At 57.2% G+C, this 14,857-nt stretch carries 12 protein-coding genes; 5 read left to right on the top strand and 7 right to left on the bottom strand.

Translation table 11 applies throughout. From position 1 onward, the window contains the following. Window positions 1-63: 63 nt before the first annotated feature. Entirely contained in the window at window positions 64-321 is a 258-nt protein-coding gene (locus OMR58_RS09820; RefSeq protein ID WP_200545703.1) for a hypothetical protein, read from the bottom strand. Between the two features lie 271 nt (window positions 322-592). On the opposite strand from OMR58_RS09820, the gene OMR58_RS09815 reads away from it, so the two are divergent. After that, a complete protein-coding gene (locus tag OMR58_RS09815) occupies window positions 593-1,120 on the top strand; it encodes a lipocalin family protein (protein WP_264545808.1) in 528 nt (175 codons plus the stop codon). 220 nt (window positions 1,121-1,340) lie between these two features. On the opposite strand, the gene OMR58_RS09810 is transcribed toward OMR58_RS09815, so the two are convergent. The 3 genes from OMR58_RS09810 to hutH form a co-directional block, all read right to left on the bottom strand. Then, the gene (locus OMR58_RS09810) at window positions 1,341-2,498 is read right to left on the bottom strand and encodes a M20 aminoacylase family protein (RefSeq protein WP_264545807.1); all 1,158 of its coding nucleotides are present in this window, start codon (window positions 2,496-2,498) and stop codon (window positions 1,341-1,343) included. A 113-nt stretch (window positions 2,499-2,611) separates the two neighbouring features. Next, on the bottom strand, window positions 2,612-4,297 hold the full coding sequence (hutU, locus tag OMR58_RS09805) for a urocanate hydratase (protein WP_200545710.1): 1,686 nt from the start codon (window positions 4,295-4,297) through the stop codon (window positions 2,612-2,614). A gap of 28 nt (window positions 4,298-4,325) precedes the next feature. Further along, entirely contained in the window at window positions 4,326-5,870 is a 1,545-nt protein-coding gene (gene hutH, locus OMR58_RS09800) for a histidine ammonia-lyase (protein ID WP_264545806.1), read from the bottom strand. A gap of 277 nt (window positions 5,871-6,147) precedes the next feature. Between hutH and hutC the strand changes: the two genes are divergently transcribed. After that, window positions 6,148-6,903 carry a histidine utilization repressor gene (gene hutC, locus OMR58_RS09795; RefSeq protein WP_105593529.1) on the top strand — a complete coding sequence of 252 codons (756 nt, stop codon included), beginning with the start codon at window positions 6,148-6,150 and terminating at the stop codon, window positions 6,901-6,903. Here the strand turns inward: hutC and OMR58_RS09790 are convergent. Together OMR58_RS09790 and OMR58_RS09785 are read right to left on the bottom strand one after the other, a co-directional pair. Further along, window positions 6,887-7,447 carry a HutD/Ves family protein gene (locus tag OMR58_RS09790; protein ID WP_264545805.1) on the bottom strand — a complete coding sequence of 187 codons (561 nt, stop codon included), beginning with the start codon at window positions 7,445-7,447 and terminating at the stop codon, window positions 6,887-6,889. The genes hutC and OMR58_RS09790 overlap by 17 nt on opposite strands. Next, complete coding sequence (locus OMR58_RS09785; RefSeq protein WP_264545804.1) at window positions 7,444-8,799, bottom strand: formimidoylglutamate deiminase; 1,356 nt, start codon at window positions 8,797-8,799, stop codon at window positions 7,444-7,446. Before OMR58_RS09785 ends, OMR58_RS09790 begins: the two co-directional genes overlap by 4 nt. A gap of 82 nt (window positions 8,800-8,881) precedes the next feature. On the opposite strand from OMR58_RS09785, the gene hutI reads away from it, so the two are divergent. Both hutI and hutG read left to right on the top strand, forming a co-directional pair. Continuing rightward, window positions 8,882-10,099, top strand: a complete 1,218-nt coding sequence (hutI, locus tag OMR58_RS09780) for an imidazolonepropionase (protein ID WP_200562240.1) — start codon at window positions 8,882-8,884, stop codon at window positions 10,097-10,099. Further along, window positions 10,096-10,884: an N-formylglutamate deformylase gene (gene hutG, locus OMR58_RS09775; protein ID WP_200545716.1), complete on the top strand. Its 789-nt coding sequence runs from the start codon at window positions 10,096-10,098 to the stop codon at window positions 10,882-10,884. Before hutI ends, hutG begins: the two co-directional genes overlap by 4 nt. Window positions 10,885-11,054: 170 nt before the next feature. Here hutG and OMR58_RS09770 read toward each other — a convergent pair whose 3' ends face one another. Beyond that, entirely contained in the window at window positions 11,055-11,576 is a 522-nt protein-coding gene (locus tag OMR58_RS09770; protein ID WP_105593524.1) for a 5' nucleotidase, NT5C type, read from the bottom strand. A gap of 482 nt (window positions 11,577-12,058) precedes the next feature. On the opposite strand from OMR58_RS09770, the gene OMR58_RS09765 reads away from it, so the two are divergent. Continuing rightward, entirely contained in the window at window positions 12,059-14,356 is a 2,298-nt protein-coding gene (locus OMR58_RS09765; RefSeq protein WP_264545803.1) for a TonB-dependent siderophore receptor, read from the top strand. The last annotated feature ends 501 nt before the right edge of the window (window positions 14,357-14,857 follow it).

Here is a 14,857-nt window from a genome sequence, read left to right as displayed (position 1 = left end):
AAATGCGCCAAATGGCGCATTTTTTATAAATTAAACGGGTATTTCAACGCGAGGAATTAAGCGCTAAGCGGCGGACTTATTCACCAAAATTTCAATATCGGCGATAGACGCTTCCACTTCGTCATGCAGCTTGCCCTGGGCATTCAGCAGTGTATCGATTTTACCCGCCAGCTCTTTATCTTTAAACTCGCCGGAGTCGAATGCAAGCCACTGTGCGGAAAGGGTTTCCGTATTGTTTTTAGCGTAGTGGCGAATCTCTTTAAGCTGAGAAAGCACGTCATTAATATAGTCATCTTTCGTTTTGGTTTCGATGTCAGCCATGATGAGATGTTTCCTTCTTCTGGGTTAGAAATTCAATTTAAGCCTGGTTGATAACGAATAAATTATCTCTAAGAATAATCGCAATGTGTCCTGCGGGTAAATTATGGTGCTGAATCATTCTTTTGGGTTAAATAGCGGCGTGTGGATAGTGATGTTTGAAAATAATATCCCTGCCAGCTGAGTCAATTGATGTTCGCCACCTGTCGGTGGCCTGATAACCGGTTTGTACTACACTCTGTCTGGCTGATAATGATATGACTGAGGAGCAAGCATGAAGCTGTGGCCCGTTCTTACCGGAGTGGTACTGTCACTGGGGCTGGTCGCCTGTAAATCCCCGACGCCGCCGAAAGGAGTCACGCCGATAAGCGGATTTGACGCCGATCGCTATCTGGGAAAATGGTATGAGGTTGCCCGGCTGGAAAACCGCTTCGAGCGCGGCCTGGAACAGGTAACTGCGACGTATGGCAAACGTAGCGACGGCGGAATATCGGTGCTTAACCGTGGCTACGACCCGGCGAAAGCGCGCTGGAAGGAGAGTGAAGGCCGGGCTTACTTCACCGGTGCACCGTCCACTGCGGCGCTTAAAGTGTCATTCTTTGGTCCGTTCTACGGCGGCTATAACGTTATCGCGCTGGATGAGGACTATCGCTATGCGCTGGTCAGCGGGCCAAACCGTGACTACCTGTGGATACTGTCGCGCACGCCGCAGATCCCCGAGAGCGTAAAACAAAACTACCTGGCTATCGCCCGGGGGCTGAACTTCCCGGTGGATAAGCTTGTTTGGGTAAATCAGGGATAATACTTCCCTGGTATTTTTCCGTGCTGGGCTATTTCTCAGGGCAGGGAAATATGGCACGAGAACGCCCTCAAGGAGAAATTCCTGCCTATTCAACTAATAATATTCGCTGATGAGATCGTCAGGATCGTTAATGCAGTATTTCAGAATGGGAAAGCTGTACAAGGTAGTTGGCCCCGTGAGGGGCCATAAGAAGCGGTGGCAGCGGCCAGGTGAATATCAATCAGCCGCGCGGCAGCAGCTGCTCAACCAGCGCGGTCCACAGTGCGATACCGGGTGCAATCAGCCCATCGTTAAAATCGTAGTTGGCGTTATGCAGCGGCCGTGACGGCGTGTCACCGTCAGCACCGATCCAGAAGTAGGCTCCCGGACAGTGCTCCAGCATGCAGGCAAAATCTTCCGAGGCCATCGACGGGCTGACGTTCCAGTGCACTTTTTCAGCGGGCATGAGCGTCAGCGCGCAGTCGCGCACCAGCGCGGCTTCAGCGGCGTGATTCATGGTCACCGGATAGTCGCCCTGATACTCAATGCTGCCCTCAATGCCCAGCGGCGCGGTGAAGGAGGTCACGAATTCATCGATCATCTGTTTTACCCGGCTGCGCACGTCCGCCTGCAGGCAGCGCAGCGTGCCGCGCAGCACCACGGTTTCCGGGATGACGTTAATGGCTTCGCCGCCGTTGATTTGCGTGATGCTGACCACCGCAGAGGCCAGCGGCGACAGGCGGCGGGCCGGAATGGTTTGCAGGGCCATAATCAGCTGCGCGGCGGCCACAATCGGGTCCGCGCCGTTTTCCGGCATGGCTGCGTGGCAGCTTCTGCCGCGCAGCGTGATTTCGAAGGAGTCCAGCGAGGCCATCATCGCACCCGCATTAACCGCAACCTCACCGGCGGGCAGCCCCGGCCAGTTGTGCATGCCGTAGATGGCATCCATCGGGAACAGGGCAAACAGGCCGTCTTCCACCATGCGGCGCGCGCCGCCGAGGTTCTCCTCTGCGGGCTGGAAGACAAAATGCAGCGTGCCACTAAAGCGACGGGTGGTACTCAGGTGCTTTGCCACCGCCAGCAGAATGGCCGTATGGCCGTCGTGTCCGCAGGCGTGCATCACCCCGGGATTGGTGGAGCGATGCGGCGGATTGCTCAGTTCAGTGATCGGCAGGGCGTCCATGTCAGCGCGTAACCCGATAACCGGTCCAGGGCCATTTTCCAGCGTTCCAACCACGCCGGTGCCTGCCAGACCTCGGTGAACCTGCAGACCAAAAGCCTCCAGCTGCTCGGCGATCAGCTGTGAAGTGTGATGCTCCTGATATCCCAGTTCGGGGCGGGCATGCAGGGCTCTGCGCCAGCCGGTGGCTTCTTCAATCAGCGAAACGGGAACTGTCATTCAATACTTCTCCTGTGCAGGGTAACGCGCAGAAACAAGGTAGCATAAATCGGGGGAGGAAGAAGCGGGTAGCGGGGAAGAAAACAGGCCGGTGATACCGGCCTGAATAATGCTTAGTCGATCATCGGCAGATTCAGCTCGTGCTTCGCGGCGCAGGCTTTCGCCACCTCGTAGCCGGCATCGGCATGGCGCATGACGCCGGTCGCCGGATCGTTCCACAACACGCGGCCCAGGCGTTTATCGGCCTCGGCGCTGCCGTCGGCAACGATCACCACGCCAGCATGCTGCGAGAAGCCCATGCCCACGCCGCCGCCGTGATGCAGGCTGACCCAGGTGGCACCGCCTGCTGTGTTCAGCAGGGCGTTGAGCAGCGGCCAGTCTGATACTGCATCCGAGCCGTCGCGCATCGCTTCGGTTTCACGGTTCGGCGAGGCTACCGAGCCGCAGTCAAGGTGATCGCGGCCGATCACCACCGGCGCTTTCAGCTCGCCGTTGCGCACCATTTCGTTAAACGCCAGTCCGGCCAGATGGCGCTCGCCCAGTCCCAGCCAGCAGATACGCGCGGGCAGGCCCTGGAACGCGATCCGCTCCTGCGCCATATCCAGCCAGCGGTGCAGGTTGGTATGGTCCGGGAACAGCTCTTTCAGTTTAGCATCGGTACGGTAGATGTCCTCCGGATCGCCGGACAGGGCGACCCAGCGGAACGGACCTTTGCCTTCACAGAACAGTGGACGGATATAGGCCGGTACAAAGCCCGGGAAGTCGAACGCGTTGGTCACACCTTCTTCCAGCGCCACCTGGCGGATATTGTTGCCGTAATCCACGGTAGGAATACCCATATGGCAGAAGTCGAGCATCGCCTGCACGTGCACCGCCATCGAGGCACGGGCGGCTTTCTCCACGGACTTCGGATCGCTGCGGCGGGCTTCTTCCCACTGTGCAACGGACCAGCCCTGCGGCAGATAGCCATTGATCGGGTCGTGCGCAGAGGTCTGGTCGGTGACGATATCCGGCTTCATGCCGCCTGCTTTCGCCCGTTTTACCAGTTCCGGCAGGATATCTGCCGCATTGCCGAGCAGCCCGACGGAAATCGCGCGTTTCTCTTTATTCGCCTGGTCAATGATCGCCAGTGCTTCGTCAAGATTCTCGGCGCGGTAGTCTACGTAGCGGGTACGCAGGCGGAAATCAATGCGTGAAGACTGGCACTCAATGGCCAGCACGGAGGCACCCGCCAGCACGCCAGCCAGCGGTTGTGCGCCGCCCATGCCGCCCAGCCCGGCGGTGAGTATCCATTTACCGCTCAGATCGCCGTTATAGTGCTGGCGACCGGCTTCGGCGAAGGTTTCAAAGGTGCCCTGCACAATCCCCTGCGCACCGATGTAGATCCAGGAGCCGGCGGTCATCTGGCCGTACATCATCAGCCCGGCTTTATCGAGCTTATTAAAGTGGTCCCAGTTGGCCCAGTGCGGCACGAGGTTAGAGTTGGCAATCAGCACGCGCGGCGCATCGGCGTGGGTGCGGAACACGCCAACCGGTTTGCCGGACTGAACCAGCAGCGTTTCTTCCGGTTGCAGCGCCTGCAGCGAACGCAGGATCTGCTCGAAGCACTCCCAGTTACGCGCGGCTTTACCTATACCACCGTACACCACCAAATCTTCCGGGCGTTCGGCAACGTCGGGGTCCAGGTTGTTCTGGATCATGCGGTAAGCGGCTTCAATCAGCCAGTTGGCGCAGTGCAACGTGTCACCGTGGGGAGCGCGAAGGGTACGGGCAACGGCCTTGCTTACGGACTCAGTCATGGTTGTTTTCCTTATCGGTATTCTTCGCTTAGTGGGCGCGTGCAGGCAGCAGCGCAGCAATCATTTCCGGCCAGCTGTCGCCAGCGGCCCATAAACGCATCTGTTCGATATCCGGCGCCATCAGGCGATCTTTGTCGAGATAAGCAACTTTCTGGCGGATAGTGCTCAGCACTTCCTCCAGCTGCGGTGAGCTTTGCAGCGGACGGTGGAAGTCGATCCCCTGCGCGGCGGCCATTGCCTCAATGCCCACTACCGCAGCGGTGTTAAAGCACATGGCTCCCAGGCGGCGGGCGGCATAGGTGGCCATTGAGACGTGATCTTCCTGGTTGGCGGAGGTTGGCAGGCTGTCGACGCTGCCCGGATGCGCCAGCGATTTGTTTTCCGACGCCAGCGCGGCGGCGGTGACCTGGGCGATCATAAATCCGGAGTTCACTCCACCGTCGTTGACCAGGAACGGCGGCAGGCCCGAAAGGCCGGTATCCAGCAGCAGCGCCAGTCGACGCTCTGAGATGGCCCCAATTTCCGCTACGGCCAGCGCAATAATGTCGGCGGCGAACGCCACCGGTTCGGCGTGGAAGTTACCGCCGGAGATCACCTCGCCGGTATCGGTAAACACCAGTGGGTTATCGGATGCGGCGTTGGCTTCGATTTGCAGCACGCGAGCGGCATGGTTGAGATTATCCAGGCAGGCACCCATCACCTGCGGCACGCAGCGGATGGAGTAGGGGTCCTGTACGCGTCCGCAGTTAGCGTGGGAATTAAGAATAACGCTGCCTTCCAGCAGGCCGGATACGGCGGCGGCTACCGAGATTTGGCCCTGCTGACCGCGGGCTTCATGGATGCGGTGATCGAACGGTTTTACCGAGCCTTTAATCGCTTCCAGCGACAGCGCACCGGCTACCAGCCCGGCGGCAAAAACGTTTTCGCCTTCAAACAGGCCACGCAGTGCCAGCGCGGTAGAAACCTGAGTGCCGTTCAGCAGCGCCAGGCCCTCTTTCGGCCCCAGTTCGATCGGCTCCATGCCAGCCAGCGCCAGGCCGTCGCGAGCGGGCAGCAGCTCGCCTTTCACCCGCACGTCACCTTCACCCAGCAGCATCAGGGAGAGATGCGCCAGCGGAGCTAAATCGCCGGACGCACCCACGGAGCCTTTCTCCGGAATGCATGGCATTACACCGGCATTGAACAGAGCGATCAGCGCATCAACCAGTTCAATTCTGATCCCGGAATGACCGCGTGCCAGGCTGATAATTTTGGTCGCCATCACCAGGCGCACCACGTCATCAGGCAGCAGTTCACCCAGGCCTACACTGTGGGACAGGACCAGGTTACGCTGCAGTTCGGCCAGCCGGTCCGCCGGAATGGAGGTCTGAGCCAGTTTGCCAAAGCCGGTATTAATGCCGTAGGTCACTTTGCCTTCGCTGACAATGGCTTCAACCGTATCACGGGCCTGTTGGATGCGGCTGCGCGCCTGTTCGTCCAGCGCCAGGGTTACGCCGCCGCGATAAATTGTTTTCAGCGTGGCGAGATCGACCTTACCCGGCGTCAGTAAGCAGAGGGGCTGAGTCAGTGACATAGTATACTCCTGTATAGACAACTGGGTGGGCATCAAACCTGTATTACGGGCATCGGCCCGACAGGTTGTTAATGCGAGTTAAATTTCGGTCTGAATTGAGTGAATCACAAACGTATATTCTTGTCTATACAACCAAGCTAACTTGTATTGCTGCGATCACAAAAAAAGTCGATAAAGCTGTTGAAATAAACGGCAGTCTCGGCGGAAAAGTTAACATGTATATACATTTAGGATATTAGCCAGTAAACTGATTTTCCCACTGTTATAAGGATTCGGTATGGTAAGGCAGACTGCTATTTCTCAACTTTCCGCTGCAATGAGCGATCAGCCTGCACCGATTTATCAGCGGGTGAAGCAGGCAATTATCAGCCAGATCAGCGAAGGCGTCTGGCAGCCAAATCAGCGCGTGCCCTCAGAGAGCGAGCTGGTTAACGAGCTGGGCGTCAGCCGGATGACCATCAATCGTGCGCTGCGCGAGCTGACCAGCGAAGGTTACCTGATGCGAATGCAGGGCGTGGGAACGTTCGTTGCGGAAGCCAAGGGCTATACCGCAATGATGGAAGTGCACAATATCGCGGAAGAGATTGCCCAGCGCGGCCACCGTCACAGCAGTAAAATTCTGGCACTGGGCGAGAGCAAAGCCGACGCTGAGCAGGCAGCGCTGCTCGGTTTAACCAGCGGTCAGAAACTGTTTCATTCGCTGATGATCCATTATGAGAACGATCAGCCGGTGCAGCTGGAAGATCGCCTGGTGAACCCGCAGATGGCACCGGATTATCTGCAGCAGGACTACACTGAGCAAACCCCCTATACCTACCTGATGCGCGTGGCACCGCTCACCGCCGGTGAGCATGTGGTGGAAGCAGTTCTGCCCGACGCGCGGCAGTGCCGACATCTGGCGATTGACGCACAGGAACCCTGCCTGCTGATCCGTCGCCAGACCTGGAGTGATAATAAGATCGTTACCTACGCGCGGCTGCTGTATCCCGGTTCACGCTACAAGCTGATGGGGCGCTTCAAAGGCCATGGTTAAAGCTCGGTAGCAGCGTGCCCCACAGCAGCAGGGCATCATTCGACAGCGGAACGAAGTGGCCGCCCTGATTTTCCCACCAGGCGCCCTGATCCGCTGCCAGCAGCGTTTGCCCATGCTGCCACAGACCGCTAATCACCATCACGACACCCGCGGCCTCTACCGGCGGTGAAAATGCCGACTTAGTGGTTCCCGCCGCAGGCACATAGCTCCCCCGTCGGGCCATAATGTTGAAGTCGTGGCTTGCCCCGGCGGTCAGCCGGGCGCTGATACGATCCTCTCCGGGAAACGAGTAGGGCTGATTCTCCGTCAAACGCTGGCGCAGCCGATCGTTGCAGTACAGTTCTACTTCCCCATCCAGCAGGGTAATAATGCGGTCGACGCCGGGGAACGCCGAAAAGTCCCCGTCGGTGGCGATAGTGGCAATACTGATGCGCCAGTCAAATTCGGTTTCGCCGGGCGGGTAGCTGATAATTTCCCGCGTTTCGCCGCCGCCGTTGCGCCAGGGGGTGACCGGCAGGCTGGCGCTGTTAAATAAGTGGATCATCGCAGCGCCTCCAGCACCTGACGAAACTCAGCGTCAATCGACTCCTGCTGCGCGTGCTGGCCGTGACGGATACGCTGCACGCCCGCCACGAATACATCCTGGATCTGACCGTGATGCCCGGCAAACAGCCAGCGGTTGAGCAGGGCCTCATCGCCGGTTGCCCCCAATAGTGCATCGTCACTCAGTACCAGCCAGTCTGCGCGGTAGCCGGTTTGCAGGCTGCCCGTTTTTACGCCGCAGGCCTGAGCGCCTCCCGCCAGCGCCTGCCGATACAGCAGATCGCCCACCGACGGCTGATTGGCAGTAACAATACGGTTGCGGCGGCGATCGCGCAGCCGCTGGGCATATTCCAGCCAGCGTAATTCTTCTACGACGTCCAGCGAGACGTGGCTGTCGGAACCTATCCCCCAGCGGCCACCCCGGGCGATAAACTCGGTGGCCGGGAAGATGCCGTCGCCGAGGTTGGCTTCGGTGGTCGGGCAGAGACCGGCTACCGCCTGGCTTGCCGCAAGGCGCGAAATCTCGCTGTCGTCAAGATGGGTGGCGTGGATCAGGCACCAGCGCGGGTCCACCTGGAAGCGATCCAGCAGCCAGCTAACCGGCCGCTCGCCGCTCCAGGCCAGCGAATCGTTGACCTCTTTTTCCTGTTCGGCAACGTGAAGATGTACCGGCAGATGTGCAGGGCTGGCCGCCAGTACCTCATGCATCTGCGCTTCGCTGACCGCCCGCAGAGAGTGGAAACAGAGACCGTGGTTAATCAGCGGTTTGCCGTCAATCAGCTTCACCAGACGCTGCTGCTGAGCGAGATAGGCGGCGGTATCCTGAATAAAGCGCTTCTGGCCCGGCTGCGCGGGCTGGCTGCCAAATCCGGCGTAGCTGTAGAGCACCGGCAGCAGAGTCTGACCAATACCGCTGCGCTCGGCGGCGGCAATCAGCTCGGTCAGCATCTCATCCTGCGGATAAGGCTGGCCGTCCGGCTGGTGGTGCAGATAGTGAAACTCCGCCACCTGGCAATATCCGCCTTTAAGCATCTCAACGTACAGTGCTGCTGCAACGGCACCGACCTGCTGCGGCGACAGGCGCTGTACCATGCGGTACATCAGATCGCGCCATGTCCAGAAACTGTCCTGCGGGTCGCCAGCGACTTCGGCCAGCCCGGCCATCGCGCGTTGAAATGCATGCGAGTGCAAATTTGCCATAGCCGGTATGACAATACCGTCCAGGCGCTGCGCATCCTGCGGCTGGCTGTTGGCAGTCAGAGAGGCAATCTTGCCGTGGCTGTCGACGTCAATCAGTACATTATGCTGCCAGCCATCTTCAAGCAGGGCGCGGGGCGCAAAATAGCGAGTCATCGGTTGCTTCCTGTGCGTTGAGGTTGTATATACATATACATACTTATAGGTGAGCAGTAAAGCACACAACGTGGGAGAGGTGATGAACCAGCAACGTAACTGTGAGCATTTGTGGTACGGCGCAGATATTGTCACCATGCGCGACGGCCAGTACAACATCATCAAAGACGGTGCGATTGCCGTGGACGGGCAGCAGATCGTCTGGATCGGGCCCTACCAGGAGGCCGGGCAGTTTACTCCGCAGCGGTCCACCGATTTCGGCGGCGGCATCGTGACTCCGGGACTGGTGGACTGCCACACGCATCTGGTGTTTGGCGGCGATCGCAGCCACGAGTTTGAGCAGCGCCTGAACGGCGTCAGCTACAGTGAGATTGCTGCTGCGGGCGGCGGTATCCTCTCAACGGTCCGCGCCACGCGGGAGTCGTCGCTGGCACAGTTGGTCAGCAGCGCCCGGCATCGCCTTGACGTGCTGCTGGCGGAAGGGGTGACTACCGTAGAAATTAAATCCGGCTACGGGCTGGAAATCGCCAGCGAGCTGCGCATGCTGCAGGCGATCCGCCAGCTCGGGCAGCAGGTTCCGGCGCAAATCAAGGCGACCTGCCTTGCCGCACACGCGGTGCCGCCGGAGTATAAGCAGACGCCGGATGAGTGGGTTGACGTCATCTGCCGCGAGCTGCTGCCGCAGGTGGCTGCCGGACAGCTGGCGGATGCGGTGGATGCGTTCTGCGAGTATCTGGCGTTCACCCCCGCGCAGGTTGAGAAAGTCTTCCTTGCCGCACAGCAGTTGGGCCTGCCGGTTAAACTGCATGCCGAACAGCTCTCGTCCCTGGGCGGCGGTGCGCTGGCCGCGCGGTTTAACGCGCTGTCTGCGGACCATCTGGAATACGCCACCGAGAGTGATATTGCGGCGATGGCGCAGAGCGGCACGGTGGCGGTATTGCTACCGGGCGCATTCTATCTGCTGCGGGAAACTCAGCGTCCGCCGGTCGCGCTGTTCCGCCAATACGGCGTGCCGATGGCGCTGGCCAGCGATGCGAACCCGGGTACTTCACCTGCACTCTCCCTGAGGCTGATGCTCAATATGGGCTGTACGCTGTTTGGCATGACGCCGGAAGAAGCGCTGGCCGGGGTTACGCTTCGCGGCGCGCAGGCGCTGGGCCTTGCAGCCTCTCTGGGGTCGCTGGAGCCGGGCAAGCTGGCTGATTTTGTCCACTGGCCGCTGGAACGCCCGGCGGAGCTGGTTTACTGGCTGGGTGGGCAATTGCCCTGCCGGGTTATTTTCCGAGGAGAAGAACGATGAACGCTTTTGAATTTAGCGCCGGTAAGCTGCCGCTGCTGCTGAGCATTCCCCATGCCGGTACGGCGCTGACGCCGGAAGTTGAGGCCGGGCTGAGCGATGCAGCCAAAGGGCTGCCGGACACCGACTGGCATATTCCACAGCTGTATGAGTTTGCCCGTGAAATGGGTGCCAGCGTGCTGGTCGGCAATTATTCGCGCTTTGTGATTGACCTGAACCGTCCGCCGGATAATCAGGCGCTGTACACCACCGCGACCACCGGCCTGTATCCGGAAACGCTGTTCGACGGTACGCCGACCTTTAAGCCGGGTATGACGCCAACGGCGGCACAGCGGGCGGGCTATCTGCAAAACATCTGGCAGCCTTACCACGACCAGATCCGTCTGGAGCTGGAGCGTATCCGTCGCCAGTTTGGGTATGCGCTGTTGTTTGATGCGCATTCGATCGCATCAAGGGTGCCGCGACTGTTTGAAGGGCAGCTGCCGGACCTCAACCTGGGCACCAATGATGGCGCGAGCTGTAGCCCGGAGATTGCGGGGCATCTTACGGCTGTCTGTGATGACCAGTCTCGCTTCAGCTGGGTGATCAACGGCCGTTTCAAAGGCGGCTACATTACTCGCGCCTACGGTAAACCGGCGGAGAATCAGCATGCGGTTCAGCTGGAACTGGCACAGTGTAACTATATGGATGAGCAGCCGCCGTTTGCCTGGCGAGGTGATAAGGCCCGGCATTTGCAGGTGGTGCTGAAGCAGATTGTGGATACGCTATTGCGTGAAGGTAAACAGTAATCCCGCCCAATAGACCGGTATGCAGAAGATTTCTGAAGGGGGATTTTCAGCAGGTCGGTTCGAAAATACCGCCGCATAAACATGTGGCGGTTCACTCTTATTCTGACGTGGTTGCTGCCTGGATTCTTTAACGCCTGAATCCTGTTAGCGACAGAAATGTCTGCCTTTGACTACAGCAGCAGTGCTTCAACGTCGCGCCAGCTGTCCACGCGCCGGTAGCCGGTAACGTGCCTGTTGTGCGGGGCCGTGTAAAGAATGCCTTCTCCGCAGAAGTCGACAAAGTTAATCGCATTATCATCAATCATGTAGTCGGCGTTAATTATGCTTTTATTACCGCAGAACACGATATGGCTCGGCTTGATGGCGGGAAAATGGGTGTTCAGCCAGCGGAATTTTGCATTAAATGAGGCCGGGACCTGCATGGCCGCGGTGGTAATAAAAATCTCGTAGTGCTTGCTGAGGCTGGCAATAACGCGCTGGCTGTCGGGGATCACCGCCAGATCGGCAAAAAAATCCGGATGCCCGGCCAGTTCAAAGATCTCTTCCAGCTTTTCCGGATCGTCCTGATGCAGGTCAAAGAGGTTGAGTTCTTCAGTGGTCAGCTCCTGCGAAAAATGGCGGTTCCAGGTGTGCAGGATTTTAGAATGAAAGTCAGCGATAACCTCATCCATATCAATAGCAATGCGTTTCATAATCACTCCATGATGGGGTCTGAAGGCATAGCATATCAAAAAAAAGCCAGAAGCAGGGCTTCTGGCTAAAAAAGACTCAGGCACGGTCAGGAGGGTAATTTCGCAGTGTTCCTGCCGTGGCGACATCATACGCGGGCGGTGAAAAGAGAAAACCGCATAAGCTTGATGAAGACCTTCAAAAAATATGATGGATTTCGCCGATTTACCCTCATTTCAATTGTGGACAACCCCGATTTCGACTTGACCAATATCAGGTACATTTCGGGTCACTGTTATGTTGTTGAAATATTTATACACATCTATTTCCCTTTTTTTACTTAATCTCCACGAGATTTGGTCCCTGAAATTTGCTGCAATACTTAGTCGTAAGTGATAATCATTATTATTGTCTTTCTCTTTTCGTTTGTTGGCAGTGAAAATGAATTTTTACTTATAAAACAATAAGTAATTTTAAAAAGAAATCAGGGCATTAAGGGATGAGTATGGAATTCAATAGTAAAAAATTGAGCCTTATCAGTGTCGCTGTCGGACTGGCGCTGCTGCCGTTAAAGGGTTTCTCCGCAGAAGCCGTGGCCGCAGATGCGCAACAAATCAGCGATAGCGCTGAGGCAAAAACCAGCAAAAAAACCGAAAAAGATGCGACTTCCGGCGACCAGACGATGGTCGTTTCCGCCCGAGTACAGACCTTACAGGCACCGGGCGTTTCCACTATCAACGCGGAAGAAATCAAAAAACACCCACCGGAGCGCGATGTTTCTGAACTGATTCGCACCATGCCGGGCGTGAACCTGACCGGCAACTCCACCAGTGGCCAGCGCGGTAACAATCGCCAGGTCGATATTCGCGGTATGGGCCCGGAAAATACCATGATCCTGATCGACGGGATGCCGGTATCAAGCAAGAATTCGGTGCGCTACGGCTGGCGCGGCGAACGTGATTCCCGCGGCGATACTGCCTGGGTGCCACCGGAAATGATTGAACGCATTGATGTCCTGCGCGGCCCGGCGGCGGCGCTGTACGGCAGCGGTGCAGCGGGCGGGGTGATCAATATCATCACTAAACCGGCAACCAAAGACTGGCATGGTAGTTTTAATACTTACTACAACGTACCGGAGCATAAGGCTGAAGGTGCCACGCGCCGCTTTAACGGCAGCCTGACCGGTGAGCTGTTGGATAATCTGACCTTCAAACTGTACGGCGGCTGGGCCAAAACTCAGGCCGATGCGCAGTACATTAACTCTGGTCATGAAGCTCAGCGCACTGGCGCTTATATCGGCAGCGTGCCTGCTGGCCGTGAAGGATTGAAAAACGAAGATATTAACGGCTCTCTGCGCTGGGAATTTATTCCGGGCCAGGCGCTGGAACTGGGGGCTGGTTTCAGCCGCCAGGGCAATATCTACGCCGGAGATACGCAGAACACCAACACCAACACGCTGGTACAGAAGTACTACGGCAAAGAAACCAACATCCTGTATCGCCAGAATGTCAGCCTGAAGCATACCGGCTCGTGGGATAACGGCGTCACCACCACCAACTACATTCAGTACGAGCGCACGCGCAATACCCGTCTTAAGGAAGGTCTGGCAGGAGGAACGGAGGGGATCTTTAATACCACTGATGAAGGTTTCTCAACGATTAATCTTGCCGATACCAATGCGCATACTGAGGTAAACCTGCCGCTGGATCTGTTATTCCAGCAGACGGTAACCCTTGGCGCTGAGTGGAATCATCAGCAGATGAAAGATCCGACCTCGAATACGCAGAATGCCGCTACGGCAGGCAGCGTGTCGGGTGTGTCTGCAACCGATCGCAGCATTTATACTTCAGCCGATCTTTACTCAGTATTTGCTGACGACAATATTGAGCTGACCGACACCACGATGCTGACGCCGGGCCTTCGCTTTAACTACCACTCGATTACCGGTAGCAACTTCAGCCCGTCGCTGAACCTGTCTCAGGAACTGGGTAGTGATTTTACGCTGAAAATGGGCATCGCCCGTGCCTACAAGGCGCCGAACCTGTATCAGACCAACCCGAACTATATCCTGTACAGCAACGGCCAGGGTTGTTACGCCAGTACTGCAGCCTGTTATTTGCAGGGTAATGACGATCTGAAGGCGGAAACCAGCATCAATAAAGAGATCGGGCTTGAGTTCCATCACGACGATTATCAGGCGGGCCTGACCTACTTCCATAATGATTACCGCAATAAGATTGAAGCGGGTTACGCGCCGGAGTACAGCGTCGGTACGACCGATGTGTACAAGTGGGAGAACGTGCCGCGCGCGCTGATCCAGGGTCTGGAAGGTACGCTGAACTTCCCGATTACTGACAGCGTCTCAATGAAGAATAACTTCACCTACATCATTGAGAACAAGAACAAGAAAACTGGCGACTATCTGTCGATTATCCCAGAGTACACCATCAACTCGACGCTGGAATGGCAGGCGATGAACGATTTGTCCCTGCGCGGCACCATGGCCTGGTACGGCGTACAGAAGCCGAAGAAGTACAACTACAAGGGCGTGGCGGCAACGGGTAGCGAAACCAATGAGTTAAGCCCGTATGCACTCTTTGGTCTGAGCGCGACTTATACCGTGAATAAGTATGTGGATGTGACGGCGGGGATTGATAACCTGCTGGATAAACGCCACTACCGTGCGGGTAATGCATCGACTACTGGTAATGCGACGACCGGCGCGTATCTGTATGGTGCGGGTGCTGAGACGTACAATGAGTCGGGCAGAACGTACTTTATGTCGTTGAATACGCACTTCTGATAACAGCGGTGGGCGAGGGTTTCTCGTTCGCTGGCTGTGTGTGTTAAGGCCGCTATCCGTTTGGATGGCGGTTTTTTTCGCCCAGCCTCTGCGGTTGTCGGATGGTCCTTGCACCTGATGGCGTTTGCAGCAGTGGTGCTCTTCGCTGGCTGGCTGTTCCCCCGCCCGGACGGTCCTCACGCCGCTTCGCGGTCCCTTCTCTGTGTTCGTCAGCCGATCGGACCGGCTCAGACGGCACATCCGTGTGCCGACCGAGCCTTGCGCCCGCGTCCTGCGGGCTTATCCTGGCTTCCTTTCTCCGTTCAGCGCTGCGGATTATCCGGGCGGCGGAACAGCCAGCCTGCTGTATATCTTCTGTGTAATATGCAAAAAAAAGCAGCCGCAGAGGCAGGGCGACCTCCAACGATAGCACTCATTGTTTTTGAATCATTGAATACTGTGAAGAAGCCGATTTAGACAAGAGATCGTTAAGCAGTTTTTTTAGACAGGTAACTCAATGAT

This window comes from Erwinia sp. INIA01 (genome assembly GCF_025947915.1).
GTDB lineage: Bacteria > Pseudomonadota > Gammaproteobacteria > Enterobacterales > Enterobacteriaceae > Erwinia > Erwinia coffeiphila.
This window is presented reverse-complemented; position numbering and strand designations above follow the sequence as displayed.

Excerpts from the sequence above, each read along its gene's own strand:
- OMR58_RS09820 (WP_200545703.1), bottom strand. The coding sequence starts at position 321 with ATGGCTGACATCGAAACCAAAACGAAAGATGACTATATTAATGACGTG.
- OMR58_RS09815 (WP_264545808.1), top strand. The coding sequence starts at position 593 with ATGAAGCTGTGGCCCGTTCTTACCGGAGTGGTACTGTCACTGGGGCTG.
- OMR58_RS09810 (WP_264545807.1), bottom strand. The coding sequence starts at position 2,498 with ATGACAGTTCCCGTTTCGCTGATTGAAGAAGCCACCGGCTGGCGCAGA.
- hutU (WP_200545710.1), bottom strand. The coding sequence starts at position 4,297 with ATGACTGAGTCCGTAAGCAAGGCCGTTGCCCGTACCCTTCGCGCTCCC.
- hutH (WP_264545806.1), bottom strand. The coding sequence starts at position 5,870 with ATGTCACTGACTCAGCCCCTCTGCTTACTGACGCCGGGTAAGGTCGAT.
- hutC (WP_105593529.1), top strand. The coding sequence starts at position 6,148 with ATGGTAAGGCAGACTGCTATTTCTCAACTTTCCGCTGCAATGAGCGAT.
- OMR58_RS09790 (WP_264545805.1), bottom strand. The coding sequence starts at position 7,447 with ATGATCCACTTATTTAACAGCGCCAGCCTGCCGGTCACCCCCTGGCGC.
- OMR58_RS09785 (WP_264545804.1), bottom strand. The coding sequence starts at position 8,799 with ATGACTCGCTATTTTGCGCCCCGCGCCCTGCTTGAAGATGGCTGGCAG.
- hutI (WP_200562240.1), top strand. The coding sequence starts at position 8,882 with ATGAACCAGCAACGTAACTGTGAGCATTTGTGGTACGGCGCAGATATT.
- hutG (WP_200545716.1), top strand. The coding sequence starts at position 10,096 with ATGAACGCTTTTGAATTTAGCGCCGGTAAGCTGCCGCTGCTGCTGAGC.
- OMR58_RS09770 (WP_105593524.1), bottom strand. The coding sequence starts at position 11,576 with ATGAAACGCATTGCTATTGATATGGATGAGGTTATCGCTGACTTTCAT.
- OMR58_RS09765 (WP_264545803.1), top strand. The coding sequence starts at position 12,059 with ATGGAATTCAATAGTAAAAAATTGAGCCTTATCAGTGTCGCTGTCGGA.